The sequence below is a fragment of the Amycolatopsis plumensis genome (assembly GCF_042652605.1).
In the GTDB taxonomy this organism is placed as follows: domain Bacteria; phylum Actinomycetota; class Actinomycetes; order Mycobacteriales; family Pseudonocardiaceae; genus Amycolatopsis; species Amycolatopsis plumensis.
This window is the reverse complement of the sequence record NZ_JBHSJY010000001.1, coordinates 4835492-4861637: the sequence shown is the minus strand read 5'-3', so window position 1 is coordinate 4861637 and position 26146 is coordinate 4835492. Positions and strand designations below refer to the sequence as shown.

Below are 26146 nucleotides of genomic sequence, written 5' to 3'. Positions count from 1 at the left end.
AACCTCAGCGCCGCACCAGCGGGGCCTGCACCGGCAGGGACCGCGACGAGCCGCCGACGGACACGGTGAACGTCCCGCGCGTGGGCTGCCACGCGTGGGCCGCCGTGTCCCCGACGGAGAATGCGCGCGCGTCCAGCCGGATCGTCACCCGCCGGGCCTGCCCGGGTGCCAGCGCGACCCGCTCGAAGCCCTTGAGCTGCCGTGGCGGCTCGCCCGCGGCCGCCGGGAAGCCCAGGTACAGCTGGGCGACCTCGGCGCCCGCCCGCGGCCCGGTGTTCCGGACCGTGAACGTCGCCGTGGCGCCGTCGCCGGTGTTGCGCACCGACAGACCCGAGTAGGCGAACGTCGTGTACGACAGGCCGTGGCCGAACGGGAACAGCGGCGCACGCCCCTGCGCGTCGAACCACCGGTAACCGACCTGCAGGCCCTCGGAGTACGTCGCCACGCCGTCGACACCGGGGAACTGCTGGGGCGTGTTCGCCGGCGTGTCGGCGTCCGCGGCGGGGAACGTGATGGGCAGCTTCGCCGACGGGTTGACGTCGCCGAAGAGCACGCCCGCCACCGCCGCGCCGTCCTGCTGGCCGGGGTACCACGCCTGCAGGATCGCCGGCACGCGCGAGACCCACGGCATGAGCACCGGGCCGCCGCTCTTCACGACGACGACCGTGTGCGGATTGGCCTCGGCGACGGCGGTCACCAGGGCGTCCTGGTCGCCGTCCAGCGCCAGGCTCGGCCGGTCCTTGCCCTCGGTCTCGTTGTCCCCGACCATCACCACGCTGACCTCGGCGGTCCGGGCCAGCGCGGCCGCGCGCGCCACGTCGCTGCCGTCGTCGAGGGTCACCAGCGCACCGGGCACGCGCTGCCGCAGGCCCGGCAGCGGGTCCACTGTGGACGTCGGGATGACGGCCGAACTGCCGCCACCGCCGGTCTTGGCCATGGTCGCGAACGGCCCGATGAGGGCGATCGACCGCACGCCCGCGTCGAGCGGGAGCTGCGCGTGCTCGTTGCGCAGCAGCACCATGCCGCGTTCGGCGAACTCCTTCGCGGCGGCGTCGTGCTGCGCGGTGGGCAACGGCGAAAGCACCGGCGGGTGGTCGAACTGCCCGAAGGCGAACATCGTGCGGAACCGCGGCAGCAGCAGCTCGTCGACGCGCTGTTCGGTCACCTGCCCGGCCAGCACGGCCTGCTTCAGCTTGTCGCCGTACCAGGTGCCGTCGATCATTTCCAGGTTCATGCCCGCGTTCACCGACCCGAGCGTGCTGTGCGCGGCCCCCCAGTCCGACTGGACGAACCCCCTGAAGCCCCAGTCGTCGCGCAACTTGCCCTGCAGCAGCGCCGGGTTCTCGCACATGAACACGCCGTTGATCTTGGGGAAGGCGCACATCACCGAGCCCGCGCGGCCCTCGGTGACGGCCTGCTCGAAGTGCGGCAGGTAGATCTCGTTGAGGGTGCGCTCGTCGATGTGCTCGTCGATGGTGAAGCGCTGGGTCTCCTGATTGTTGGCCGCGTAGTGCTTGACCTCGGCGATCGTGCCGTTCTCCTGGATCCCGCGGATGTCGGCGGCGGCCAGCGCGCCGACGAGGAAGGGGTCCTCGCCCATGCCTTCGAACGTCCGGCCGTTGCGCGGGACGCGGGCGATGTTGATGTCCGGCGCCTCGGAGACGTGGTGGGCGAGCGCGCGGGTTTCGCTGCCGATCAGCCGGCCGTACCGGCGGGCGAGACCGGTGTCGAACGTCGACGCCAGCGCCATGGTGGCCGGCAGCGCGGTCGCCGGTTTCTGCGGTTTGTCGTCGGCCGGGCCCATGCCCGCCGGGCCGTTGGCGATGCGGAACCCCGGCACGCCCAGCCGCGGGATCGGCGGCACGAACCGCTGGTGCTCGGCGTCGGGCTGCAGGTGCAGCTGGGAGATCTTCTCGTCGAGCGTCATCGCCGCGACGAGGGCGGCGGCCCGGCGATCGGGTGACTGCCGGGCGTCGCGCCAGGGTTGCGCCTGCGCGGCCGCCGGTGCGGCCAGCGACAACCCCAGGACCACCACGAGAACGAGCGGGCTTCTGCGCATCCGGCCAAGCTAATCCATACGTGACAACAAAACATAGACTCGATTTACGTTCACGTACTTGAACAGGAATTGGACTCAACCATTTCCCCGGCTCAAGCGTGGGAGGGGCACCAACGAGAGGGGACGGGTCATGGTCAAGAAAACCCTGATCGGCCTAACGGCGGCGAGCGCGGCGACGCTCGCGCTGTGGGCCCCGGCGAGTGCGGCCGACGAAGGCGGGTGGAGCCTCACCTCGAAGGTCGAGCCGGGCGGCCGGATCGACGCCGACGTGTACACCGGGCTGGGCCACTCGGCGTGCACGCCGACCGGGCCGGTCACGTCGGCGGGCTTCACCGCTCCGATCAAGATGGTCGGCATGGGCAACTGGGGGCACATGGGCGGCAGCACGACGGCGATCAAGCGCCCCGGCAAGTACACCGCTTCCTACCCGTGCTCGGACGGCCGGTCGCCGACCCTCACCTTCACGATCCTGGGCACGCCGCCGCCGGACCCGACGACGAAGCCCAAGCCGCCGGCCACCCAGCCGAAGCCGAAGCCGTCGAAGCCCGCGAAACCGGCGAAACCGCAGGTCGCGGCCAAGCCGGCGGGAGCGCCGCAGACCGGGGACGGCTCCCGGAGTTGATCCTCCACAAAGGACACCGCAGGCCCACCGTCGTGAGTGGTAAGGAGGGTTAGAACCCTCCTTACCACTCACGACCGGCCGCGGCAGGGGTCTTAGCCGCGGGTCGCGGCCAGGCGCAGTGCCCGGTAGACGAACTGCTGGTCGCCGAGCCGGTGGCGCAGGTCGCGCTCCAGCCCCGCGATCGGGTAGAGGTTCTGCGGCGCCCGCGAGTCCTTGTAGGCGACCGACGCGAACCGGCCCAGCACCGACTGGGTGACGTTCGCCAGCTCGGCGACCTGGTCGCGCCCGAGGTGCGGGGCCGCCTCCACCCGCACGACGCCCGACCACGGCGGCCCGCCCACCGACGGCAGCCGCAGGTACCACGAGTGCCGCACCCACGTCGTGCCCATCAGGAACACCGGCGTGCGCTGGTGCGGGCCGAGCCGGCCGACCATGGCGTTGAGCTCGCCGGGCAGGTACGTCGTCTGGTGGCTCTTGATGAACCCGACGGCCCGGTCGAGGTGCGCGCGGCCGCGCAGCGGGCCGTCCACGACGAGCAGGTCGTCGCCCACGTGACCGGCGATCGCCGTGCGCGCTCGGATCGCGGTGTCCAGCTCGGTTTCGGCCAGCTGCTCCTGCAGCGCCGACGACAGCACCACCGGCAGCGGCTTGTCCTCCTTGGCCGCCGCCCGGTGCGCGGTGTAGATCCCGGCCGGGGTGACGATGTCGTCCGCCTGCGGAGCGACGGTGAACAGCCCCCGCCGGACGTCGGTGCCGACGACGTGCGCCTGCCCCTCGCAGCAGCACACGACGCCCGCCGCGTAGGACGCGCAGATCCCGATGGACGCCGAGTTCGTCCCGGCCGGGTCGTCGATCCAGACGCGCGCGTCGATCCGGCGGACGCCGTCGACGAACAGCACGGCTTCCGGCGGCGACACCGGCGACGGGTCGATCGGCGCCCACTCCGCCTCGGGGACCTCGACGTCGAGTTCGACCTCGGCCTGGGAGCGGCCGAGCTCCTCGGCCTCCATCGAGCTGCCGTAGCCCGGGTCCCAGGCGTCGATGCTGAAGTTCATCCCGGCCACCGTGTCGAACGGGGGAACGGTCATGCGCCCTCCCTGGCGATGTGCGAGCCGGTGCCGTCCCGGGTGACCAGGAACCGCACCGGGACGCGCTCGGCGAGCGCCGGCACGTGCGTGATCACCCCGACCATCCGGGAGCCGGACGCGGCGAGGTTTTCCAAAGTGGACGCCACGACGTCGAGGGTGGCCTCGTCCAGCGTCCCGAAACCCTCGTCGAGGAAGATCGACTCCAGCCGGGTCGCGCCTTCCGCCGCGAGGGCCCCCAGCTGCGAAGACAGCGCCAGGGCCAGGGCGAGCGACGCCTGGAACGTCTCGCCGCCGGACAGTGTCTTGACCGGGCGCCGGGCGTCGGCCTCGTTGTGGTCCACCACCAGGAAGTCGCCCTTGTCGTGGGTCAGCTCGAACTGGCCGCCCGACAGTTCCAGCAGCGACGCCGACGCCTCCGCGACCAGCGTGTCGAGCGCGCCGGCGATCAGCCAGCGCGGGAACTTGTCCGACCGCAGCTGATCCGCGAGCAGCCGCGCGACCTGGGCGTCGGACTCCGCGGCCGCGATGTCGGCGTGCAGCCCGGCCACCCGGGCCACCCGCCGTTCCATGTCGGTGCGGTCGGCTTCGGCGCGGGCCCGGGCGGCCGCGACGGCGACCGGGACGCGGTCGCGCACCGGCCCCTCCGGCAGGACGACCCCGAGCGCGGTGACGTCGACGGCGACCGCGCGTTCGGCCGCCTGCAACGCTTCGGCGGCTTCGCCTTCGGCGGTCTTCGCGACGGCCAACTGCTCGCGGTGGGACTTCGCCTGGCCGGCGGCCCAATCCGTGAGCGCGGTCCAGGCAACGAGGAGGCCTTCGCCGTCGATCGGCGGAGCGCCAAGGCCAACGAGTGGATCGCGGGCTCGGGACAGCCTCTGGCGTTCGGCGTCGACCTCCTTCGCGATGCCCGCTTGGTTGTCGAGGGCTTGCTTCGCGGCCGCGCGGGCGGCCCGCAAGGCCGCGTCCGCCTGCTTCGCGGTTTCTTCGAGGGAAGCGACCTTCGCCAGTTGCTCGGCGACCACCTCGGCGGACGGTGCGCCGTCGAGGGCCGCGGTCAGTTCCGCCTGCCGTCGCCGGGCGGTCGCCAGTTCGGTGCTCGCCGACTGCTCGGCCAGCCCCGTGTCCACCGCGCGGGTGCGCCGCTGCTCGGCGTCCCGCTCGGCGGTCCGGAACTCCTCCGCCGCGACGACGGCTTCCTTGCCCGCGGCTTCGGCGGCCGCTTCGAGCGCGGCCAGCACGGTGCGCCGTTCCTCCAGTGCGGCGGCCGCCCAGGTGGTGAGGCGCTGCCACCCCGCCGGGACGTCGTCGCCGTCGAGAGCGGGCGCCCCCAGTTCCACCAGGGGATCGCGCGCCGCCCGCAGGGCCTCGCGCGCCGCCGTGAACGACTTCGCCACGACATCGGCGTCTTGCTGTGCCGCCGCGCGTTCGGCCCGGGCCGCGGCCAGTTCCGCGTCGGCGGCGCGGGCGGCCTCGGCGACGCGGGCGCGGCGGTCGATCGTCGCGGAAAGCCATTCGCCGCGTTCGCGGACGGCGGCGACGAGTTCGGCGTAGTCCTGCTCGGAGAAAGCCGCCTCGACCGGCCGCCGCAGCACCGCGGACTCGGGCGGACCGGCCACTTCCGCCAGCACCACGCGCAGTTCTTCCGCCTGGGCGGCCGCCGACGCGGCCGAGTCGGCGTCGCGGTCCACGGCCCGCTCCAGCTTGCGCACGCCCGCTTCGGCCGCCGCGCGATCGCGTTCGGCGTGGTCGACGCGTTCGCGCGCCTCGGCCAGGTGCGCGTGCCCACCGGCGTCCGGCAGCGTGGCGACCTCCTGCTCGCACACCGGGCACGGGTGCCCGACGGCGAGCCCGGCCCGCAGCACCAGCGCCTGCCCGGTCTGCTCGGCTTCCGCCAGCGCGGCCTTCGCCGCGGCGAGTTCGGCGTCGGCCGCGGCGAGGGCCGTGCGCGCCGCCGCGAGCTCGGCCCGGCGGGCGGTCTGCTCCGGCGCGGCTTTGCGCTGCGCGTCGCAGATCGTGTACAGCGTGCGGGCGTCGGACCGGGCGGCCGCGAGCGGAGCCACGTCGGGCTGCGCTTCCAGGGCCTGGCGTGCTTCGGCGTCGGCAGCCTCGGCGGCCCGCAGGCGCGTGTCGGCGGCCGCCGTGCGCTTCGCCACCCGCGCCGATTCCGCCGACAGGTCCTCGAGCTCCGCCGGTGGCCGCAGGCCGGCGAGGCGATCCCGGTCCTGCCGGGCGCGGGCGGCTTCGGCGGCCGTGTCCTCCGCTGCCCGGGCCAGCTTGTCGCGGTTCTCGCGGGCCGCGTCGAGCACGGACACCGCTTCGCGCGCTGCCGTGGCGGCAGTTTCCTTCGCCTCCTTCGCCGCTTTCGCCGCTTCTTCGAGCCGCGGGAGGGCCTTCTCGGTGGCCTCGAGTTCGGTGCGGTCGGCGCGGATCCGTTCCAGTCCACCGCGCTCGGGCGCCGCGGCGAGGGCGGCGCGAGCTGCTTCGTCCGCCGTTTCCGCCGTCTCCAGCGCGCGCCGGGCGGCGGTGGCCGCGTCCACTGCGTCGCGGCGCCGGGTTTCGAGGTCTTCGACGCCGTCCGGGCGTTCGACGGCGTCGAGGACTCTCAGCTCCGCGGTGAGGGTGGCGACGCGTTGGCGGGCTTCGTCGTGTGCGCGGGTGGCGTCGTTCAACGCCGGCAGGGCCGCGTTCACCCGCGCGTCCAGCTCCTCCAGGGCCGTCACCCGGGTGGCCAGCTCCGCGACGGCTTCCTCGGTGGCGTCGGCGTAGCTGCCGAGCTGTTCGGTGAGGACGGCGGCACGCTGCTTCTGCTGCTCCGCCGTCACCCCGGCCCGGCGGCCGATCCGCTCGTAGACCTCCAGGCCCAGCAGCTTGATGAGGATCTTCTGCCGGTCGGCGGCCTTCGCGTGCAGGAACTCGGCGAAGTCGCCCTGCGGCAGCGCCACGCAGGTGCAGAAGTGCTTGAACGTCAACCCGAGCAGGCGCTCGACCGCCGGGGTGACCTCGGAGTCCGCGGCGACGGCGTCGGCGTCGTCTTCGGGGCCGCCGAGCGCGGCGGGGTCGATCAGCCGTTCCAGGCGGACGTTCTTGACGCTGACCGTGGGTTTCTTGCCGCCGCTGCGCCGGACTTCCCGCACGACGTGGTAGCGCGCGCCGCCGGCGTCGAAGACCAGCCGCACGGTCGCGCGGTTCACCGTCGGCGCGAGCGCGGGGGCGACCAGGCCTTCGTGGTCCCACCGGGCGACGGACCCGTACAACGCGAAGGTGAGCGCGTCGATGACCGTGCTCTTGCCCGCACCGGTCGGCCCGACGAGCGCGAAGTAATCGGTGTCTTCGAAGCTGATCTCGGTCTTCTCGCGGAAGGACGCGAAGCCGGTCATCTCCAGCAGCACTGGCCGCATGTCACACCCCGCTCGTCTCTTCGTCGTGCAGCCGCGCGAAGAGCGCCTGCACGCGCTTGTCCTCGATCGTGCGTTCCGCGCAGTAGCTCGCGAACAGCTCCCCCGGCGAACGGTCCGCGACCGCGCGGTCGCCGCCCGAGGTCGTCACCGGCGCGGCGAACTCCGGGTCGATGCGGATCTCCAGGGCGTTCGGCAGGGCTTCCTGGATCTCCTCGCGCAGCCCCGCCCTGGTCGCTTCGCGGATGTACACCCGGAGGTAGTCCTCACCGAACTCCGCGGCGCGGCCGGTCAGTTCCGCCACCGTGCCGTGGACGGTCCGCAGTTTCCGGCCCGCGGTCAGCGGAATGTCGGTGATCTTCGCGGGCGTGGTGGGACTCACCTCCACCGACAGCACGACGCTGGTGTTGTCCTGCTCGCCGAAGTCGACGGCGAACGGCGAACCGCTGTAGTGCACCGGGCACGGGGCGGGCAGCGACTGGCGCCGGTGCAGGTGGCCCAGCGCCACGTAGTGCGGATCGGCGCCGAACGCCGTGGCTGGCACGTGGTACTCGAAGATGGACTGCGCCGCGCGTTCGCCGCCGCCCATCGTCCCGCCGGTCACCGTCAGGTGCGCCATGACGAGGTTCACCGCGCCCGGGGTGAACCCGGACTTGAGGTGCTCCAGGATGTCGCGCACGCGCTGGTCGTACTGGCCGACGTTGTCGGCCGGGGTCCCGGCGAGCAGCTCCGCGGCGCGGACCGCGTAGCGCTGGGAAAGGAAGGGCAGCACCGCGACGTTGACGCGCTCGCCCGTCGAACGCGCGTCGAACGAGACGACACCGCCGTCGTGGACCGGGCGCGGGTCGCCGGTGAGCTGGATGCCCGCGGCCTTGAGCAACGGCCGGTACGCCTCGAACGTCGCGGCGTGGTCGTGGTTCCCGGCGATGGCGAGCACCTCGGCACCGGTTTCACGCAGCGCCATCAGCGCCCGAACCACGAGTTCCTGCGCGGCCGCCGACGGCGCCGACGTCTCGTAGAGGTCACCCGCGACGAGGATCGCGTCGAACTGCCCGTCCCGCGCGATCCGGACGATCTCGCCGAGCACGGCCCGCTGCTCGTCGAGGCGGTTGCGCCCCTTGAGCGTCTTGCCGATGTGCCAGTCGGAGGTGTGCAGGAACTTCACCCTTCGTCCTTCCGTTCGGGTGGTGGGCGGTGGGCTCAGAACGGCGGCGGGTCGTCGCCGAACGGGTCGCTGCCGCGGGACGGGAGGCCGGCGAAGGGATCGCTCTTCTTCGACGTGGACGGCCCTGCGGTGGCCGGGACCTGCCCGGCCTCGGAAAGCCGCGTGGCCCAGGCCGGGAACGGGAACCCGACGGCGATCGGCACCGGGATCTCCGGCTGGCTCACGAACATCGTGCCCGGCGTGGCGAGGGTCGCGCGGACCCGCTGGCTGGCCGGGAGGAAGCCGTACTCCGGCCGCGACGCCTCGGCGGCGTCGAGCCGGCCGACGATGCGCACCGAGCTGTTGCTGACGATCCGGCGCTCGACCTCGCTGGCGGTCTGCTGCGCGCCGATCAGGATGACGCCCAGGGAACGGCCGCGCTCGGCGATGTCCAGCAGCACCTCCTTGATCGGGCTGCTCCCTTCGCGCGGCGCGTACTTGTTGAGCTCGTCCAGCATGGTGAACAGCAGCCCGCCCGGGCCGGCTGCCTCCTTGCGCGCGGTCTCCGCGGCGAGCGTCACGCCGACGACGAACCGCTGCGCGCGCTCGACGAGGTTGTGGATGTCCACCACGGTCACCTGCTGGTTCTCCGTGGACAACTGGCGTGCGGGGTGGTCGGCGAGGTCGCCGCGGATGAGGCCGGAGAGGGCGCGCTGGCTCGAGCGCAGGCGGCGGATGAAGGCGTTGACCGTGCCCGCGCCGGTGACCGCACCCGCCCAGCTCGCGCGGGTTTCCTCGTCGGTGACGCGCTCGCAGATGACGTCGACGAGCTCGGCGTAGGTACGGCACAGGACGCCGTCGACGTTCGCCGCGCCGTCCTTGCCCGCCGGGGTGCTGTCGAGGCGCAGGCGGTTCGCGACCTGGTGGATGACCATCGTGTACTGGTTGCGCTCGTCCTCGGCGTCGGCGAAGACGTAGGGCAGCAGGTCCTTGGCGCAGAACTCCGCGATGGTCCACCAGAACGCGCCCACGCCCGAGGTCCGCCCGGTCACGTAAGGCTTCCCCGTGGTGTCCGACGGCGTCGGCGGGGCGTAGAAGCCGACGGACGCGAAGGGCTCCGCGGGCAGGCCGAGCTTGGCGTACTCGGCCTTGAGGTTTTCGTCGAGAGCGCGGTTGGGCGTGTCGAGGAACAGCAGGTCCTCGCCCTTGACCGAGAAGACGAGGGCCTTGGCGTTGTGGGCGTTGGGCAGGGCACCGCCGCGGAAGATCGAGTGCAGCAGGAACAACGCGAACGACGTCTTCGTGGCCACGCCGGAGACGCCGCTGATGCTGACGTGCGCGCCGCGGGTGCCGTCGAGGAAGTCCATGTTGAGGTAGACGGGTTCGCCGTCGCGGCCGAGGCCGACCGCCACCCGGCGGGTCATGTTGTCGAAGTACAGCGCCTGTGCGCGATCCTCTCCCACGGCCCGCTCGACCCGGCTGCCCGGCTTCGGCGGCACGTAGCACTCGGGCTCGACGCGGGTGGTGGCGATCTCGGCGATCTCCTGCACCTGGGCGGGCAGGACCCCGTCGGAGATCAGGAAGACGTCGCTGCCGAAGCTGGCGCCTTCGTGCCGCGCGGTCACCTGCGTGACGACGCCGTAGGAGGTGACTTGGCCCAGCCCGGGCAGTTCCCGCCGGGTCACGACGACGTCGTCGAGCTGCAGGTAGGCCTCCGGATCGATGGCCACGCAGAACTGCAGCGGCGTCGAATCCTCGGTGCCTGCCACCCGTCCGACCACGGTGGTGAGCGTCTCCTGGTCCACGGTTCTCCCTGTTCGCCCGGCGCTTCCTCCCGCGGCAGACTAGCCCGCCGGTACGACAGTCCCGCGTCCAACACGACGGTGCGCCACCGGCGTCACCGCAGGCCGGGACTGCGCCGAACGAGTGAGCTCACCCGTCGGGGAGGCTCTTGCGCCCCCGGCGCGGGCCTTCGCCGGGGGCGGACCGGTTGCGCCGCAACGCCGTGCCGCGGGGGCGGGCCGGACGGCCGCGGCGTCACGGGCGCCGCTTCCGCTGGCTCCCACGGCGAAGCGCGCCGGGAGGGGCCCGTGATCCCCCGCCGTGGCGCAGGATCGGGGCCGGGTGGCCTCCCCCACACGCCGCGACACCCCCAACCCGGCGTGTCGCGCAAAAAGTTCTCCGGAAGGGCCTCGGGTCCTTTATGGACGACCACTGTGGACGGCCCTCACCCGGTATTTTGCCTGCTCAGAGGCATGGCGAGGGTCCGGCCCGCGTTCCGGCCGACTTCCGGCGGCCCCCGCGAAGGCGGCGGAACCCGCCCTCGTACAAGGAAATATTTCGACCCCCGGTTGGATTTTGTGCGGTATTGGTAATACCGTGTGCAGTGTCGGCCGAGATGGGCCGTGACTAGTAGTTCCACTATGGAGGACTGGAATGACGAACAAGGCCCAGCTGATCGAGGCGCTGTCGGAGCGTCTGGGCGACAAGAAGGTGGCTTCGCAGGCCGTCGACGGTCTGGTGGACATCATCATCCGGACGGTCAACAAGGGCGAAAAGGTCAACATCACCGGCTTCGGGGTGTTCGAGAAGCGCGCCCGCGCCGCTCGCACCGCCCGCAACCCGCGCACCGGTGAGGCCGTGAAGGTGAAGAAGACCAACGTGCCCGCCTTCCGCGCCGGCACCACCTTCAAGGACGTCATCTCCGGCACCAAGAAGCTCCCGAAGGCGACCCCGGTCAAGCGCGCCACCGCCGCCACCAGCACGCGGGCGACGGCCACCAAGACCGCCGCCACCGCCGCGCCGGCCAAGGCGACGACGACCCGCACCACCCGCGCGGCGGCGGCCAAGCCGGCCACCACGCGCTCGACGACCACGCGGACCCGCGCCACCGCGGCGAAGCCGGCCGCCAAGGCCACCACCGCCACCAAGGCGGCCCCGAAGACCGCCGCCAAGACCACGGCGGCCAAGGCCACCACGGCGAAGGCGACCACCACGCGGGCCAAGACCGCCGCCGCCAAGCCGGCCGCGACCAAGACCGCCGCGGCGAAGAAGACCACCGCGGCCAAGGCCCCGGCCAAGCGCACGTCGGCCGCCAAGAAGAAGTAACACCCCTCTGGCGACTCGGAAGGGCCCCGCACCTGCCTGGTGCGGGGCCCTTCCGGCGTTCCGGGTCCCCGCGGGCGGATCGCCGCGCGGCCGAGCCCGGCGACCACTCGGGACCGCGGCAGACCCGAGTGCGCGCAAACCAGCCTCAAATCGCCGCTCACGGCTTCCCGGGCGGCCTGAGCCGTCTCGGGGCCACCGATCGGCCCGAACCGCTCTCCGTCGGCTTGAACCCGCCCGCCACCGATTCCACCGCGGATTCCCCACCCGCGGAACCGGTCCCGGTAATCCCGCACCCGGTCCCCCGCCGACGGCCGAACAATGCACCGCGGCCACTCCTTGGGGTGAACGCCGACGGTTGCCTTCGAGCCTTCGCGGGTAGCCCTCCGGCACGGAACGCAATCCGACCGCAAGGAGTCGCGATGACGGAGAACGAAAACCGGCCCGAAGCGGACCTCGACCACAGCCGGCAGCTCATCAAAGAGGCGAAAGAAGCCGCCGCGGAGGCCCACTTGGCCGACCCCGCGGAGGGGGCCGCCGACGAGGCGCTCGTCACGGATCCGCCCTACCACCACGGCGAGCAGGGCTCCACGCCGTCCGGAACGTAGATTCCGGGCCGCATTTACGCCGGTATTGCCGTCGCCGCGGCCGGTGCCGGGCGAATGCCACGACCCCGCCGGAACGGCGGCAGCCGGTCCTATCAGGACCACCCCGGGCCGCCGCCGTTCCGCGCGTCCGGCAGGAAATTGCCGTACCTCTCCTCGGGTGGATACACTCCACCGAAGAACGCCGACCATTGTGCAACTTGTCACACGTCGCGTTCCCCCGGACGCACATCCAGCTGAGGAGCATTCCCGTGGCCCAGAAAGTCCTCGTCGAGATCCTGGACGACATCGACGGCAGCACCGCCGCCCAGACCGTTCAGTTCGGCCTCGACGGCGTCACCTACGAAATCGACCTTTCGGACGAGAACGCCACCGCCCTGCGCGACGAACTGGCCCGCTACATCGCGGCCGGACGGCGCATCGGCGGCCGCAAGGTCCGCGTCGCCACCGGGCAGTCGACCACGACCAGCACGACCGACCGCGAGCGCAACCAGCAGATTCGTGCCTGGGCCAACGCGAACGGCTACGAGGTCTCCGAGCGGGGACGCCTGTCCTCCGAGGTGATCGCCGCCTACGAGCAGGCCCAGGTCGAAGAGGCCGAGACGCCCGCCGCGCCGCCGCGCAAGCGTGCCCCCCGCAAGAAGGTCGCCGCCGCCAAGAAGTAACCCCGGTGGCCGGGAGATCACTGGGGAGAGATCACCGCAGCGGCGGTGGCGGGGGCGGAACGTCCCCCGCCACCGCCGTCGGCTTTTTGCGGGCCGGACGTGGGAGGCATCACACGCCCGCGTTGTCAGGAATTGTCAGCGCATTCCGGGCAGGCGTTTTCCGGAAACTCACCCGCGCAGCGCCGGGCCGATCCAGCGGCGGACCAGGGCGCGCAGCTCGTCGTCGGTGAGCGGCGGGGTCGAGGGGTACTGCAGGAACGACAGGAACAGCCGCATCAGGACCTCGGCGAGGCCACGCAGCTCTTCGTCGGTCGCGATCCCGGCGGCCGCCCAGTCGACCGGCAGGTTGCGGAGGATCCGCGCGCCGTACGAAAACGCCAGCGGCGAAATGACGCCGTCGGTGAAGAAGTCCGCTTCGCCCGCCTGCAGCAGCAGGCCCATGTGCGGCTCGCCGGGCAGCGTCCGGACGGCGAACACCACCGACTCCACCGCCGCTTCCGCCGCCGTGCCGAACGCGGCCAGGTGCCGCTCCATCCGCCCGGCGAACTCCTCGACGCCGGCCAGCGCGACCGCGCGCAGGATGTCCTTCAGGCCCGGGAAGTAGCGGTAGACGGTCTGCCGGGTGACGCCCGCCTCGGCGGCGACGTCGGAAAGGCTCGTCTTGGCCAGGCCCGCCCGGTCGAGGCACGCCGTCGCCGCCTCGACGATCCGGCGGCGTGCCTCGTCTTCGGTTTCGGGCGGGTTGCCCTGCCAGCCGTGGTGCCCCATCCCGCCATCTTCCCCGAGCGGCGCGCTCAGCCGGGGACAGGGGCGCGCTCACGCCGGTACAGCGCGAGCACCAGCAGGCCGGCTCCGGCGAAGCAGGCGAGCGCGTACAGCCCGCTGCCGACCGGGGTGCCGTCCGCGGTGACACCGTCCTTCGCGGCCAGGTGGCCCGGAAGCGCGCCGAGCCAGAACACCGCCATCCCGCCGAGGTAAACAGCGGGATAGACCCGCGTGAACGCCGACAGCGGCTCGCGCGGCTCCCCGGCACGCAGGTGCGCGACGACGATCCAGGCACCGGCCAGCCACAGCAGGCCGAGTTCGACGCCGAGGATCCACGCCCGCGCGGTGGTGTCGTCACCGGCGAGGCTCGACGGGATTCCGGCGATCGCCATGGTCGGCGGCGTGAGCACGCCGGCCAGCAGGATCCGCGGGGTCAGCCGGCGCCGCGGCGGCCCACCGGTCAGCCGCACGACGAGGTAGGTCATGGCGGCCATCGAGACGGAAGCGAACAGCAGCATGCTGTTCAGCGGCACCGACGCCAGCGCCGGGTGGTTGACGATCGCGTTGGCCGGGTTCCACGCCCACCACTTCAGCTGCGGGCCGAGGTGGTCGAAGACCTCGTAGAACACCTGGCAGACGAAGGCGACGGCCACCGCACCCCGCAGCGCACCGCGCCGGAAGAGCCCGAGCGAGCGCACGAGCTCGTAGGCGAGCTGGCTGATCACCGGGTAGAACGCCACGATGTAGAGCGGCAGCCGGTCCCCCATGAACTGCACGGTGAAGAGGTTGTGGGCGAAGATGAAGCCGTAGAGCCGGTCGAGCCCGAACCACTCCGGGAAGTACAGCGGCGGCTCGGTGACGAAGAGGTAGACCAGCGAAGCCCACCACAGCGCCAGGTTCACCGGATCGCCCTCGCGGCGACGGCGCAGCGCGTGCACCAGAGCGAACACCGCGCCGCCGACGATCAGCACCTCCAGCAGCGGCATCGTCCAGTGGGCGAGCGCCCACGGCGGCCGGACCGAAACCACCGGCGCGACGTCGTGGCAGTCGAAGCCGAGTCCGCGGGTGACGGCTTCGGCGTCCGGCCCGCACGCCGCGCTCATCGCGGGGTCGCCGTCGCCGGCGAGTAGTCCGTGGCCGGCGGTTCCGCCTGGGGGTCGAACCCGAACGGCACGCGGTGCCGTCCCAGCGCCGCGCGGACGCGGTAGCGCACCAGGCCCGCGAGCACCCGCGGGTTGCGCAGCATCTGCCCCAGCGATTCGTCCAGGTTGAACACCTTCGCGAAGTGCTCGTCGACCACGTCGTCCTCGCGGGCCGCGCCGACGACGAGGCTGAACGCCGGCGCCGACATCGCCGCGACGAGGCGCCGCCGCCACTCCGGCAGCCGTTCGGTGCCCACCGCGCACGCGTAGCCCTGGTCGCGGGCCATCGCCAGGCGCCACGGCACGCGCAGCAATCCGCGTTGTGCGGTGAAGAAGCGCGCGGAGAACTTCGCGTCGAGCCGCTCGGCGCGGGACAGGTGCTCGCGCAGCAGCAACGCCGAGGCCGACGCGGAGCTGATGCCCTGGGCGTAGAAGGGGTTGAACGCGCAGATCGAGTCGCCGACGAACACCAGCCGCCGCGGCCGCGTGCGCAGGCGGTCGTAGCGCCGCCACTTGTTGCCGGTCGAGCGGGTGAGGTGGACCGGCGAGGCGGGAGCGCACCGGTCCATGGCTTCGGCGAACAACGGCGTCCGCACCCGGCGCGCCGTCTCGAGGAACGCGTCGGTGGTGCTGGGCATCTCCAGTCCCCACGAGCCCATGCAGGCGATGACGCGGTTGCCCTCGATCGGGAAGAAGTTGACCAGGAACTCGTGCTCGGCGGGGTGCTCGCCCTTGTCGGGCGTCGGCATGATCACCAGGTGCCGCCACCACCAGGACGCGGGACGTTCGGCAGGCAGGTCGTACCAGCGCGAGGTGTAGGTGACCTTGGCGTCGAGCGTCTGCACCTCCGATTCGGGCCAGCCGGCCGCCGCGAGCCACCCGGAAACCGGGGACCCGCGGCCCATCGCGTCCACGACGAAGTCGGCGTCGACGTGCTCTTCGCCGTCGGCGGCGCTGAAGCCGACGCCGGTGATTTCCCCGTCGGCGATGGTCAGGCCGCGCACGGAGATCCCTTCGCGGACGTCGACGTTCGCCAGCTCCCGGACCTTGTCCCGCAGGACGCGTTCGATGAGGATCCGCGAGCCGTAGATCATCGTCATGGCGCTGCGCTTGCGGGCCGACCAGCCCGGCCCGTCGAGGTAGGCGGCGTCCATGGACGGCATCAGCAGCAGCCCGCCCGCCGCGATGAGGTCGTCCTCGAAGCCGGGGAACAGCGCGCCGATCGCGCGCCGGCCCGAGTTGAGCAGGAAGTGCGGGTGCTTGCTCTGCGGGACGCCGCGCCGGTGTTCGGCGCCGTCGGGCAGTTCGTCGCGTTCCAGCACCAGCACGCGGTCGAAGTGCGGGGCGAGCGCGCCGGCCGCGCAAAGACCGGCGGCACTGCCCCCGAGGACGACGGCGGTCTTGCCGAGCCGCATGCGGATCAACTCCCGTCATTCATACAAAGAGACACCGAATGTATGAATGACGACCGGCGGCTGTCAAGCCTCTCTCGGGAGTCCACAGTGGACGGGCGTCGCAGACGTCGTCCAGGCGACGAGACGCCGAAGGGCCCCGCACCGGATCCGGTGCGGGGCCCTTCGGTGGTGAAGCGGTGTTACTTCTTCTTGGCGGCCGACGTGCGCTTGGCCGGGGCCTTGGCCGCGGCGGTCTTGGTCGCGGCCGGCTTGGCGGCGGCGGTCTTGGCACGCGTGGTGGTCGCCTTCGCCGTGGCCGCCTTCGCGGTGGTGGCCTTGGCGGTGGTGGCCTTGGCCGCCGTGGTCTTCGCGGCGGTCTTCGGGGCCGCCTTGGTGGCGGTGGCGGCCTTGGCGGCCGGCTTCGCGGCGGTGGCGCGGGTCCGCGTGGTCGTCGCGGCCGGCTTCGCCGCGGCGGCGCGGGTGGTGCGGGTCGTGGTCGCCTTGGCCGGAGCCGCGGCGGCCGCGGTCTTCGTGGCCGTGGCCCGGGTCGCGGTGGTGGCGCGCTTGACCGGCGTGGCCTTCGGGAGCTTCTTGGTGCCGGAGATGACGTCCTTGAAGGTGGTGCCGGCACGGAAGGCGGGCACGTTGGTCTTCTTCACCTTCACGGCCTCACCGGTACGCGGGTTGCGCGCCGTGCGAGCCGCGCGAGCGCGCTTCTCGAACACCCCGAAGCCGGTGATGTTGACCTTCTCGCCCTTGTTGACCGTCCGGATGATGATGTCCACCAGACCGTCCACGGCCTGCGCAGCCACCTTCTTGTCATCGCCCAGGCGCTCCGACAGCGCCTCGATCAGCTGGGCCTTGTTCGTCATTCCAGTCCTCCAAAGTGGAACTACCAGTCAGGCCCATCACGGCCGACACGCCATAGACTATTACCAGCACCGCGCAAATCCAAACAGGGGCAGGACCTCAACCCTGTTGTGTCGCACGGGTTGCCGCCCGAACCGAAGGCGAACGCGCGAGCCGTGCGCCCGACGCCACCGGCGTCCAGACAGGACAGCCGGGGAATTCGAACAATTGATCGACTTTGCGGAGCCGGAGCGCCGTCGCGCAGCGGGCCAGAAAGCGCTTTCTGTCCGACCGCGAAGGTCGCCGCCCCTGGCCGCCGAAGGGCCCGAGGCCACGCGAGAACCGCTGCGGTGAGCGTCCAATGTGTACAAAGTGGCGGCTGGCAACGGGTACTCGTCGATCGTCGAGGCGATCCGCAGCGGCGTCGACCGGTTCCAGCCGATTCGCTCCGGAGCGATTGACGCCCAGCCCGGCTGGGTAGTTCCCCAGTACTCGGGACGGGGTCTCGGGAACGAGACGGCGGCCTGCCGGGATGACCGCCTCGCACCGTCGGGGCGGTGTTGGGCTCGACGGTCATCGCAGCAGGCCGCCGTCGTCATGCTCACCCCTCGAGCGGCGGAAACGCTGCGATCTTCCTCGGGCTCGGCCGCAGGGCATCCGGACAGCAAAAAGCGGGACTGACCTGGTCAGTCCCGCTCCGGTGCTACTGCTGGTACCCCCGACCGGGTACGGACAGCAACCACCCGGCTTCACCTGCCTCTGAACTGCAGATTTCTGCCACCCTAACGCTCGTCGAGTACGGCCGGAGGCGGCGGTGACGAAGCCATCCCGCGACGGCGTCGCCCTCAGCGTCCAGTGCTTCTTCACCGTGCTCGTCGCGCTCGGCGCGGCCTTCGCCTCCTACCGGCACGGACTCCGTTTCGCCCTCCGCTTCGGCGCCGACGAGACGACGGCCTGGATCTGGCCCCTCATCGTCGACGGTCTGCTCACGATCGCCACGGTCGAGCTGTGGAAGTCCGGCAGCGGCAGCCGGTGGCAGGCCTGGCTCGCCTTCGTCTTCGGGATCTCGCTCTCCCTCTGCGCCAACATCGCCTCGGCGGCCGAGCTGAGTGCCTTTGGCATCATGGTCGCGGCCTGCCCACCGCTGGCCCTGCTCCTGGCGGTCGAGTTACTCAACCGGGCGTTGAAACGCCACCGGGCGACGCCGATTCCGGCTACAGCGAACATCGAGATGCTGGACCCGAGTGAATTGTCCACAGGTGCGGACGAGCCTGTGGAGCAAACCGCTGAGCAGCGCATGTGGGAGTTCTACGACGCGGCGAGCCGCCGTGGCCATACTCCCTCAGGCGCCGAGCTGGACAGACTCGCAGGAACGCACAACTACGGTCGCCGGATCCTGCGCAAGTGGCGCGCGAGCGGACGGGTCACCGCAGAGGGGTGGCCAGCCAGCCACGTGAACCCCCTGGTCGCCTCCTGTGACGATGGCGCCGCACCACAAGGCCTACAGCGGATCGATGTACGATCGTTATGCTCGACACCGGCTCGGTCGGACCTGCGGCAGGAATTACCATGATCCAGTAGGAGTTCGATGACTACGCTCAGCACCATTGGGAGTCCCCTGGCAGCGAAGGGCGCTCGCCCCTGCGGGCTGTGCGGAAGAGTTGAAAGCCTCTCTCGGACTCACGTCCCGCCGCAGGCCGCGGGAAATGGCGCGGCGGTGCGTCGAGCGCCCGAGGTTATCGATGCGCACCGAGTGCGTCGGCCCGGTCGCTGGCAAGGCGGGGGCATGTGGGTGCGCGGACTGTGCGCTACCTGCAACAACCTGTCGGGCTCCAAGTTCGATGCAGCGTATGCGGACTTCGCCCGCCAGGTCGCTCGCACCTCGACGCCGATCGCACGCGCACTTCAGGTGATGCCTCATGAGCCGCCACCCGTGTTCTTCGCCCCCAGGCTCGTCGCCCAATGCGTGCTGTTCGGCATGTTCGGCATCAACCCGCGGCTCCGCTTGATCCTGCCGGAAACTGCGCGCGATCTAGCCGCCGACAGCGCTTCGCTCCAATTGCCCACGAAAGCCACGCTTCGCGTGGGGCTGACTCACCCCGCGGCCCGGCACCAGGCGTTGCTTTCCAGCGGTGTGTGGACGATGCGTGTGCTGACCGAGCGCTGCGTACATTTCTCGTTCGCCGACGTGGTGTTCCCGCCGCTGGCCTGGTTCTTCGCGGTGGATTCGTCGGACAACTCACTCGGACCGCAAATCACCGAGCCGCTTGCGGATGCCACTGAGTGGCTACGGTTCGGGCCGGACCGCACATCCGTCGACCTCAGGAACCTGACGAGGCGTTTCGCCACGATCTTGCACCCCTCATTCGGCCCTGGCCGAGACGAGTGGGTCGACCTCTTGACACCGGAAGACAGAGTCGCAGGTCAAGCAGTCGTGGTTCGCGGTCGGATCGGATGAAGCTCTGGCCACAGCGCTCTTGGCCACACGCTCCTCACCAATGTCGGCGCAACCCTGATCCGCGGTTATCCACAGGACTGAGCGTAATCGTAGATATTCAGACCTTCAGTTCATCGGAACGCGGGCGAAGCCAGCGAGCAGACTGCGCTGCGGAAGGACTTCACCAGACATTCCGACTACAGATGCCAGATCGAGCTCGGCCGAACTCCGGCGGCCCGCATAGCCATGACCTCCAGTCGCATGTTCTCCCAAACCACCCAGAGCATGCGTTCAATACTCCGGCCGACAGTAGTGACCGCCGCAGTTGCTTCCTTGTCAGGATTCTTCCTCATCATAGCGCGATGATGAGCGAGCCTCGTGGCCGGATCCGGGTGAGTCCGACTTGACAAGTGATCCTCATCGCCATAACGCAGAATGGAAACCGCCCGGTACACGAGATCAAGGCACCCAAAGAAAAAATCGACGCCGATCGAAGCTATTCTGACGTCATGTCCACCGGTTTCGTGCATCGCGGCAGTGGAAAGTAAAACACCATAAGCATCCGCCATAGCCTCATTTTCCCAATTATCATGGGACGCATACCCTTGAACTATGTGGCCATATTCGTGTCCCACAACGAATCCGATCGCGCCCTCGAATAGCAGGCTGACAGTTGGCCGATTCTCAGTCTCGCGCAGGCCGGCAACCGCAAGTTCAAGGAGTCGCCGTGGTTGCGGATCCGTAGCGTAAATGATCACCGCTCGGGCGATCGCCTGACGTGCCTGATCTACGGATGCGAGCCGTTGACCGATTTCGTCCGCACCCCCGGCGCCAAGGTCAAGGTATGGCTGACCGACCTCATTACGTTTTGCAGGCATCGCCCTGGCGACAGCCTCGGCCATGATGTGTGCGAACATGACGAGTCCGCTGTCTAGAAAAATGATTCGTTCGCCGGTTACTGGAAGCTTCACCGTCATTGCGTTGACTTCACCCAGCGGAAGAGTCGCCGGCAACGCACCAGCCCCAAGGTCGACGTCGACTCGAGGGGCAACCGAGTTGATGTCCCGCATCACGGAACTGAGGTACCAGTAGGACGCAGGATGCTCATACTCCGTTATCAGAGTCGAGATCTTCTTTATTTCATCCCCGTATTCGCGCATTCTTTGAGCCCTGGCACCAGTGTACTGACTCAGGACCACACGCAAGTCCAAGTCGATTTCCCCGATAGGTCGGGGCAGCCATCCGAGTTTGCGGTACTGCCTGCGCTGAATCTGATTAATGACGCCGCGAGCCAAAGATGACGGGTGATTCATTCAGTGGCCGCCGGAAGTTCTGCGCCCGCAGGTGACATAGTAACGGAAGCCGCCGAGCCCATCACAGACTCGGCAACCCCGACGATAGTCTCCGAATCGGCCGAGCGCAGGCTCAAGATAACCTTGGTCAAAGATTCCATCGTTCGCGTTGGGGTTCCATCACTGCGCAGGTACTGAATCTTGACGTCGCCGTCGTTCGCGAGCACCACCAGGAGATCGTGTCGCAGGGAGCGCGTACGGTACACGACCCGCTCAGCACCCTCCCGGCGGTCGATTACCTGCCCGCCTCGCCAGTAGTCAATCTCACGAAGGACCTTGTGCACTGCTGCGGGAACTCCCACCAGCACCACAAGGGCCGCCGTGACCAACTCAAGACCGTCGACCTCCACGTCCTGGAGCTCGACGCCATTTTCCTCGGCGAGACGTCGGATCTCCGTAAGTTCTCCGGGTTCGACTTCCAAGACTTCCTGGTGTTGTTCCGAAGTCACGTCCACACCCCACGTAGTCGATCGTTGCTGACACACCTACATCAAATCGCTAGGGAAGAGCCGAGCGTTACCCTTCAATCGCGCCGTGTCAGCGTGCACGTCGTGACATCACCGATGGGTTCCGGACCCCGCGCCTTCCAGACGTCCTGCGAAGAACGTCCGCATATTGAGACTTCACGCTCTGACACCGCGCAATTCGCCCGCGACGGTGTAACAGCTGCCGAATGTCGACGACTTGATGTTGGTCGACGACGAAGGAGGCAGTCGATGACAGACCTGACTGCAGTAGAACCGCTCGAGGAGCTGGCGGCGTTGCGGGCGCCGGGGACCGCCGTGCTCTGCGTCGGTTCAGGTCAAGACGATCTCGAGTCGGTGGCCGTCTGGCACGTCAGTCCTGCCGGCGCCGCGACCGGCGCCTGGATCGTTCCCGCCGACGGGGCCTTCAGCTCCCGGGAGGTCGCGCGACGGCTCCTGACGCTTGTCGAACGGCGCGCGATCGCGGCCATCCACTCACAAGGCCTGGAGAAATCGCTCGAGCGCTTGACCATCGCAGCCGAGGTACAGGTCGAAGACGGCTGGTGGAAACGGCAGCTGTTCTCGCCGGTGGACGCGTACCGCGAAACGGCTGAGCGACGGCAGCGGTATGTCCGGACGGCCGAGGCCGCGCGCGAGACCACCAAATCGATCACTCCGCTGGAGTGGACGCACGACTTGGCCGACGAGACCGATGTCGAGGAGTTCGCTTCGGTACAGCGGGCGGCGCGCATCTCGGACGCGCCGGGAACGCCGGTGGTCTCCGAGGTCCTCTCGATCGCCCGCACCCTGCGGTGGCTGGTCTCGGTCTGGGCGGAAACCGAGCAGGTGAAGAACCGGCGCCGCTACGTTCGGGACGAGCACGGAGAGCCCGATCCACTGCCTCCCCAGTGGCTGGCCGCGGTCCAGGCCGCCAGCACCAACCGGCTGCCGCTGTGAAGAGCACGCACGGCTACGCCGTCATCGACACCGAGACCACCGGGATCCTCACCGGCTGGCACCACCGCATCGCGGAGATCGCGGTCGTCCACGTGGCCCCGGACGGGCAGGTCACCGACGAGTGGGTGACGCTCGTCAATCCCGACCGCGATCTCGGCCCGCAGGCCATCCACGGCATCCGCGCCGCGAACGCACGCCGGGCACCCCGGTTCGAGCGGCTCGCCGGTGAGCTCGTGGAGCGCCTCAGGGGGCGCGTGGTGGTGGCCCACAATTGGACGTTCGATGCGATGCACCTCCGCGCGGAGTTCGGCCGTCTGGGCATCGACACGCCGTTCGAACCGGACGCCGGCCTGTGCACCATGCGAGCCGCGGGTCGAGCGAGGCTCAGTTCGGGGCGCTCCCTCATCGACTGCTGCGCGGCCGCGGGCCTGCCTGGACGTTCCTGGCACACCGCACTGGACGACGCACGAGGAGCTGGCGAACTGCTCGGCTTCCTCCTGCGGCACGCTCCCGACTCCGTGCGTGTCACCGATACCCAGCTGCGAGCCGCGAGCTGGGCCTGGCCGAGACTCGAGCGAGGTCGCGTCCGCGCCGTTCGCAGGGCTGCGGTCGGTCACGTCGAGCCGCACTTCCTCGCAAGACTCGTCGAGCGGATGCCGCGCGACGGCGAACCGGCGGTCGACGCGTACTACGCCATGCTCGACGCCGCCCTGCTCGACCGGCAGATCTCGGCTACCGAAGGCGACGCGCTCGTCGAAGTTGCGCACGACCTTGGACTGCACAAGAACGAGGTGGTGGCCCTGCACCTGAGCTACCTGCGCGACCTGGCGCGGGAAGCGTGGGCCGACCAGGTGATCACCGACGAGGAACGTAACGACCTGCTCACGGTCGCCACCCTCTTGGCGCTCGACCCAACGGTCGTCGAGACGATCCTCGACGAGGAACGCGACGCTGCGCAGGCGCCGGCACCAGCGCAGGCGCGGAAGGTCGGCGGACTCGTCCTGCGACCGGGAGACAAGGTCGTACTCACCGGCAACATGAAACGCGAGCGGGCCGACATCGTGGCTGAAGCCGCCGCAGCAGGCATCCGGGTCATCGGATCAGTCAGCAGGCAGACGAGAGTCGTGGCCGCGGCCGACCCGGACTCCATGTCGGGCAAGGCCAAGCGAGCCCGCGAATGCGGTGTCCCGGTGGTCTCCGAGGACGCATTCCTGAGCGCGCTCGGGAAGCTCGCCGGCCAGGCCGTCTGACGGCCAACCCGGCTCGGCGTGTCCGATGGCGTCTCGACGCGAGCAGATCGACCGCGCTGGTCACGGCGAGCACCGAGCTGCCAGGAGCCCTCGACGCTTTGCAGGCGGATGCGACGGCGTACTCGGGACCACCGACGAACCAGGAGACACACCTGAACCCTGCCCTTGATGACGTCACCTGGTAGACGGCCCCCGGTCGCGTCCTGCGAGTAACAGAGCCCTCTAAATCAACGATTACTTGACGCCCGGGCAAGGGAGAGGCAATTGGATTCGCTCGATCTCGAGGTCACGGCTGACGAGCAGTTCGCGCAGCTCCGGTCGTTGCTGGCCGCCCTGCGGGACGATGACCTTCGGGGAGTCGTCCCGGAGCTGATCCGGGGACAACCGGCGCCGGGGACACTGGGTGTCGCCGAGGAGGTCATCCGGGTCGCGATCGACCCCAAGGTGATCGCCGGTGTCGCCGGCGTACTGACCACCTGGCTGACGACTCGGAGAAGGACCGTCAAGCTCCGCCTCAAGCGGAAGGGCAAGGAGCTTAGCCTCGACGCAAGCAGCCCTGATGACGCGACCAAGATTCTCGAACAGATCAAAGGCTTCCTGGAGGAGGATGCGGGCTGATGCGGCTGGGCGACGCTACGACATCGCGGATCGCGCTTATCGGCACGTCGACCTATGCAGATGGCTCCTTGGCGGACGTGCCGGCCATCGCGAACAACCTCGCCGCGTTGAAGGAGATCTTCGTCGATCCCGAGCTCGGCGGTATGCCCCGAGCGGCAGTCGCGATGCTGCTCGATCCGGAGACGCCCGCGCAGCTCGACGAGTGGCTCGAGCCGATCGTGCGCGAGGCCGAAGACCTACTGCTGGTGTACTACGCGGGCCACGGACGCGTCGGCGAGGACGAAGAGCTGTACCTGACCGTCGCGAGCAGCGACGAGAACCGGATCCACCGGACCGGGGTCCCCTTCGCCTGGATCAAACGAGCCTTCCTCGACAGCCCCGCCAAGACGAGGATCCTCGTACTCGACTGCTGCCATAGTGGCCAGGCGATGACCAGGCTGGGCAGACTCGGCGGCGGCGGCGTGACCGCGGCGCTGAACCAGGTCGACATCGAGGGAACGCACGTGCTGACGGCCTCCGGCCCGAGTCAAGCCGCTCGCGTACTGGACGGCGCTGAGTTCACGGCGTTCACTGACGTCTTCCTGCAGCTCCTGCGCGGCGGCGTCATCGGTGGGCCGGAGTTCCTGACATGCTCCTACCTATTCCCATATCTGCACAACCTGCTGGTCCGTGCAGGCCTGCCGAAACCTCACCAGCAGACCAAGGACACCGCCGGGCACTTGGCCCTCGTCCGCAACGCCGCCTTCACCAGCGGCACTGCTCCTGAACTACGGCTGCCGACAGCGACGGGCGAGCCAGTTCGCGTCGACGCCGCGACTTCCCGGGAAAACTACGTTCCCGCCAGGGAGAGCTTGAAGGAGTTACGCCGCCGCAGCCCACGGTTCATCCCAAGGCACTATGACCGGCTCGCGGCTGCGTACTACGACGAAGGGTACGAGACTGACTCCGAACTCGTTCTGATGGAGAAGGAGCATCAGCGTTACGCGGCCCGCGCCGACAGCTTGCTCGTGGCGGGACCCGTCGTGCGTGCCTGGAGTTGGATACTCCGGTCGTTCGTCGGCTACGGGTACCGGCCGGCAAGAGCCCTGAACTGGCTCCTCTTCGTCGTCGTGATGGGAACGATCTTCTTCGTTGCTCAGCCCCCTCCGCACTCGATTTCCGAGGACTCCATCACCTGGAACCCCCTCGTCTTCACTGCGGATCTGGCGCTACCCATCATCGACCTCGGCCAGGACGGCAAGTGGACGTTCATCGAGGGCACCAGCCAATGGGTGGTCACGCTCATCAACGCCTTCGGCTGGCTTGTGTTCGGTTCCATCCTGGCTTGTTTACCGCGGGCTCTCCGCCGCCGCTGACCGGAAGGGCCCCGCACCACTCGGTGCGGGGCCCTTCGCCGGAAGGATCCGGTTACTTCTTCTTGGCCGCGGAAGTCCGCCTGGCCGGGGCCTTCGCCGCCGGGGCCTTCGCCGCGGTGGTCTTGGCCGCGGCCGGCTTGGCGGCAGCAGTCCGGGTGCGCGTGGTGGCCGCCTTCGCCGGGGTCGCCTTCGCCGTGGTGGCCTTGGCCGCCGTCGTCTTGGCCGCCGTGGTCTTCAGGGCCGCCTTCGTCGCCGTGGTCGCCTTGGCCGCCGGCTTCGCCGCGGTCGCGCGGGTCCGCGTGGTCGTCGCGGCCGGCTTCGCCGCCGCCGCCCGCGTGGTGCGGGTCGTCGCCGCCTTCGCCGGAGCAGCGGCCGCCGCGGTCTTGGTCGCCGTCGCACGCGTCGACGTCGAAGCCGCCGCGCGCTTGACCGGGGTCGCCTTCGGGAGCTTCTTCGTGCCGGAGATGACGTCCTTGAACGTGGTGCCGGCACGGAACGCGGGCACGTTGGTCTTCTTCACCTTCACGGCCTCACCGGTACGCGGGTTCCGCGCCGTGCGAGCCGCGCGAGCGCGCTTCTCGAACACCCCGAACCCGGTGATGTTGACCTTCTCGCCCTTATTGACCGTCCGGATGATGATGTCCACCAGACCGTCCACGGCCTGCGCAGCCACCTTCTTGTCATCGCCCAGACGCTCCGACAGCGCCTCGATCAGCTGGGCCTTGTTCGTCATTCCAGTCCTCCAAAGTGGAACCACCAGTCAGGCCCATCACGGCCGACAGCGCACAGCGTATTACCAATGCCATTGTAAGCCAAACGGTCCTCATAGGACATGTGCCGGATACCACGACCGTCCGGACAGGACGATCAGAAACTCGAA

The 26146-nt window shown here is 69.9% G+C and carries 22 protein-coding genes; 10 read left to right on the top strand and 12 right to left on the bottom strand.

From position 1 onward, the window contains the following. Positions 1-4 precede the first annotated feature (4 nt). Positions 5-2059, bottom strand: a complete 2055-nt coding sequence (locus tag ACFPLC_RS23550) for a glycoside hydrolase family 3 C-terminal domain-containing protein (RefSeq protein ID WP_378200979.1) — start codon at positions 2057-2059, stop codon at positions 5-7. 130 nt (positions 2060-2189) lie between these two features. Here ACFPLC_RS23550 and ACFPLC_RS23545 point away from each other — a divergent pair, with 130 nt between their 5' ends. Next, complete coding sequence (locus ACFPLC_RS23545; protein WP_378200982.1) at positions 2190-2681, top strand: hypothetical protein; 492 nt, start codon at positions 2190-2192, stop codon at positions 2679-2681. A 92-nt stretch (positions 2682-2773) separates the two neighbouring features. On the opposite strand, the gene ACFPLC_RS23540 is transcribed toward ACFPLC_RS23545, so the two are convergent. From ACFPLC_RS23540 to ACFPLC_RS23525, 4 genes are read right to left on the bottom strand one after another with little or no spacing between them, the layout of a single operon-like run. Further along, positions 2774-3769, bottom strand: coding sequence for a hypothetical protein (locus tag ACFPLC_RS23540; protein ID WP_378200985.1), 996 nt, complete (start codon positions 3767-3769; stop codon positions 2774-2776). Next, positions 3766-7167 (bottom strand): AAA family ATPase, encoded by a 3402-nt coding sequence (locus ACFPLC_RS23535; protein ID WP_378235922.1) that lies wholly within the window; start codon positions 7165-7167, stop codon positions 3766-3768. The genes ACFPLC_RS23540 and ACFPLC_RS23535 overlap by 4 nt, the downstream gene beginning before the upstream one ends. Position 7168: 1 nt before the next feature. Continuing rightward, on the bottom strand, positions 7169-8329 hold the full coding sequence (locus ACFPLC_RS23530) for an exonuclease SbcCD subunit D (protein ID WP_378200991.1): 1161 nt from the start codon (positions 8327-8329) through the stop codon (positions 7169-7171). 35 nt (positions 8330-8364) lie between these two features. Beyond that, complete coding sequence (locus tag ACFPLC_RS23525) at positions 8365-10113, bottom strand: ATP-binding protein (RefSeq protein WP_378200994.1); 1749 nt, start codon at positions 10111-10113, stop codon at positions 8365-8367. 631 nt (positions 10114-10744) lie between these two features. On the opposite strand from ACFPLC_RS23525, the gene ACFPLC_RS23520 reads away from it, so the two are divergent. The 3 genes from ACFPLC_RS23520 (at position 10745) to ACFPLC_RS23510 (ending at position 12683) form a co-directional block, all read left to right on the top strand. Next, positions 10745-11416, top strand: coding sequence for an HU family DNA-binding protein (locus ACFPLC_RS23520; RefSeq protein ID WP_378200996.1), 672 nt, complete (start codon positions 10745-10747; stop codon positions 11414-11416). Between the two features lie 419 nt (positions 11417-11835). Continuing rightward, a complete protein-coding gene (locus ACFPLC_RS23515) occupies positions 11836-12021 on the top strand; it encodes a hypothetical protein (protein ID WP_191313804.1) in 186 nt (61 codons plus the stop codon). 248 nt (positions 12022-12269) lie between these two features. Further along, entirely contained in the window at positions 12270-12683 is a 414-nt protein-coding gene (locus ACFPLC_RS23510; protein WP_191313805.1) for a histone-like nucleoid-structuring protein Lsr2, read from the top strand. Positions 12684-12851: 168 nt separating this feature from the next. On the opposite strand, the gene ACFPLC_RS23505 is transcribed toward ACFPLC_RS23510, so the two are convergent. The 4 genes from ACFPLC_RS23505 to ACFPLC_RS23490 form a co-directional block, all read right to left on the bottom strand. Then, positions 12852-13451 (bottom strand): TetR/AcrR family transcriptional regulator, encoded by a 600-nt coding sequence (locus ACFPLC_RS23505; protein WP_378201001.1) that lies wholly within the window; start codon positions 13449-13451, stop codon positions 12852-12854. Positions 13452-13477: 26 nt separating this feature from the next. Beyond that, positions 13478-14551: a hypothetical protein gene (locus ACFPLC_RS23500; protein ID WP_378201004.1), complete on the bottom strand. Its 1074-nt coding sequence runs from the start codon at positions 14549-14551 to the stop codon at positions 13478-13480. Then, positions 14548-16005, bottom strand: a complete 1458-nt coding sequence (locus tag ACFPLC_RS23495; protein WP_378201006.1) for an NAD(P)/FAD-dependent oxidoreductase — start codon at positions 16003-16005, stop codon at positions 14548-14550. The genes ACFPLC_RS23500 and ACFPLC_RS23495 overlap by 4 nt, the downstream gene beginning before the upstream one ends. Positions 16006-16184: 179 nt before the next feature. Further along, positions 16185-16856: an HU family DNA-binding protein gene (locus ACFPLC_RS23490; RefSeq protein WP_378201009.1), complete on the bottom strand. Its 672-nt coding sequence runs from the start codon at positions 16854-16856 to the stop codon at positions 16185-16187. 791 nt (positions 16857-17647) lie between these two features. Between ACFPLC_RS23490 and ACFPLC_RS23485 the strand changes: the two genes are divergently transcribed. Together ACFPLC_RS23485 and ACFPLC_RS23480 are read left to right on the top strand one after the other, a co-directional pair. Then, positions 17648-18406 (top strand): DUF2637 domain-containing protein, encoded by a 759-nt coding sequence (locus ACFPLC_RS23485; RefSeq protein WP_378201012.1) that lies wholly within the window; start codon positions 17648-17650, stop codon positions 18404-18406. Between the two features lie 213 nt (positions 18407-18619). Further along, positions 18620-19291 (top strand): hypothetical protein, encoded by a 672-nt coding sequence (locus ACFPLC_RS23480; RefSeq protein ID WP_378201015.1) that lies wholly within the window; start codon positions 18620-18622, stop codon positions 19289-19291. 176 nt (positions 19292-19467) lie between these two features. Here ACFPLC_RS23480 and ACFPLC_RS23475 read toward each other — a convergent pair whose 3' ends face one another. Beyond that, a complete protein-coding gene (locus tag ACFPLC_RS23475) occupies positions 19468-20481 on the bottom strand; it encodes a M48 family metalloprotease (RefSeq protein WP_378235921.1) in 1014 nt (337 codons plus the stop codon). A gap of 98 nt (positions 20482-20579) precedes the next feature. Then, positions 20580-21071: a hypothetical protein gene (locus tag ACFPLC_RS23470; protein WP_378201021.1), complete on the bottom strand. Its 492-nt coding sequence runs from the start codon at positions 21069-21071 to the stop codon at positions 20580-20582. A 267-nt stretch (positions 21072-21338) separates the two neighbouring features. Between ACFPLC_RS23470 and ACFPLC_RS23465 the strand changes: the two genes are divergently transcribed. From ACFPLC_RS23465 to ACFPLC_RS23450, 4 genes are all read left to right on the top strand, one after another. Continuing rightward, on the top strand, positions 21339-22043 hold the full coding sequence (locus ACFPLC_RS23465) for a DUF6218 family protein (RefSeq protein WP_378235920.1): 705 nt from the start codon (positions 21339-21341) through the stop codon (positions 22041-22043). Continuing rightward, entirely contained in the window at positions 22040-23293 is a 1254-nt protein-coding gene (locus ACFPLC_RS23460; RefSeq protein ID WP_378201027.1) for an exonuclease domain-containing protein, read from the top strand. Before ACFPLC_RS23465 ends, ACFPLC_RS23460 begins: the two co-directional genes overlap by 4 nt. 264 nt (positions 23294-23557) lie before the next feature. Beyond that, positions 23558-23911 carry an effector-associated constant component EACC1 gene (locus ACFPLC_RS23455; protein WP_378201030.1) on the top strand — a complete coding sequence of 118 codons (354 nt, stop codon included), beginning with the start codon at positions 23558-23560 and terminating at the stop codon, positions 23909-23911. Beyond that, entirely contained in the window at positions 23911-25266 is a 1356-nt protein-coding gene (locus ACFPLC_RS23450; protein ID WP_378201033.1) for a caspase family protein, read from the top strand. Before ACFPLC_RS23455 ends, ACFPLC_RS23450 begins: the two co-directional genes overlap by 1 nt. Positions 25267-25318: 52 nt before the next feature. On the opposite strand, the gene ACFPLC_RS23445 is transcribed toward ACFPLC_RS23450, so the two are convergent. Then, entirely contained in the window at positions 25319-25999 is a 681-nt protein-coding gene (locus ACFPLC_RS23445) for an HU family DNA-binding protein (RefSeq protein WP_378201036.1), read from the bottom strand. Positions 26000-26146 lie beyond the last annotated feature (147 nt).

What these genes read in the sequence shown, in the direction of transcription:
- ACFPLC_RS23550 (WP_378200979.1), bottom strand. Translation starts at nt 2,059, where the DNA reads ATGCGCAGAAGCCCGCTCGTTCTCGTGGTGGTCCTGGGGTTGTCGCTG.
- ACFPLC_RS23545 (WP_378200982.1), top strand. Translation starts at nt 2,190, where the DNA reads ATGGTCAAGAAAACCCTGATCGGCCTAACGGCGGCGAGCGCGGCGACG.
- ACFPLC_RS23540 (WP_378200985.1), bottom strand. Translation starts at nt 3,769, where the DNA reads ATGACCGTTCCCCCGTTCGACACGGTGGCCGGGATGAACTTCAGCATC.
- ACFPLC_RS23535 (WP_378235922.1), bottom strand. Translation starts at nt 7,167, where the DNA reads ATGCGGCCAGTGCTGCTGGAGATGACCGGCTTCGCGTCCTTCCGCGAG.
- ACFPLC_RS23520 (WP_378200996.1), top strand. Translation starts at nt 10,745, where the DNA reads ATGACGAACAAGGCCCAGCTGATCGAGGCGCTGTCGGAGCGTCTGGGC.
- ACFPLC_RS23515 (WP_191313804.1), top strand. Translation starts at nt 11,836, where the DNA reads ATGACGGAGAACGAAAACCGGCCCGAAGCGGACCTCGACCACAGCCGG.
- ACFPLC_RS23505 (WP_378201001.1), bottom strand. Translation starts at nt 13,451, where the DNA reads ATGGGGCACCACGGCTGGCAGGGCAACCCGCCCGAAACCGAAGACGAG.
- ACFPLC_RS23500 (WP_378201004.1), bottom strand. Translation starts at nt 14,551, where the DNA reads ATGAGCGCGGCGTGCGGGCCGGACGCCGAAGCCGTCACCCGCGGACTC.
- ACFPLC_RS23495 (WP_378201006.1), bottom strand. Translation starts at nt 16,005, where the DNA reads ATGCGGCTCGGCAAGACCGCCGTCGTCCTCGGGGGCAGTGCCGCCGGT.
- ACFPLC_RS23490 (WP_378201009.1), bottom strand. Translation starts at nt 16,856, where the DNA reads ATGACGAACAAGGCCCAGCTGATCGAGGCGCTGTCGGAGCGCCTGGGC.
- ACFPLC_RS23480 (WP_378201015.1), top strand. Translation starts at nt 18,620, where the DNA reads ATGTGGGTGCGCGGACTGTGCGCTACCTGCAACAACCTGTCGGGCTCC.
- ACFPLC_RS23465 (WP_378235920.1), top strand. Translation starts at nt 21,339, where the DNA reads ATGACAGACCTGACTGCAGTAGAACCGCTCGAGGAGCTGGCGGCGTTG.
- ACFPLC_RS23450 (WP_378201033.1), top strand. Translation starts at nt 23,911, where the DNA reads ATGCGGCTGGGCGACGCTACGACATCGCGGATCGCGCTTATCGGCACG.
- ACFPLC_RS23445 (WP_378201036.1), bottom strand. Translation starts at nt 25,999, where the DNA reads ATGACGAACAAGGCCCAGCTGATCGAGGCGCTGTCGGAGCGTCTGGGC.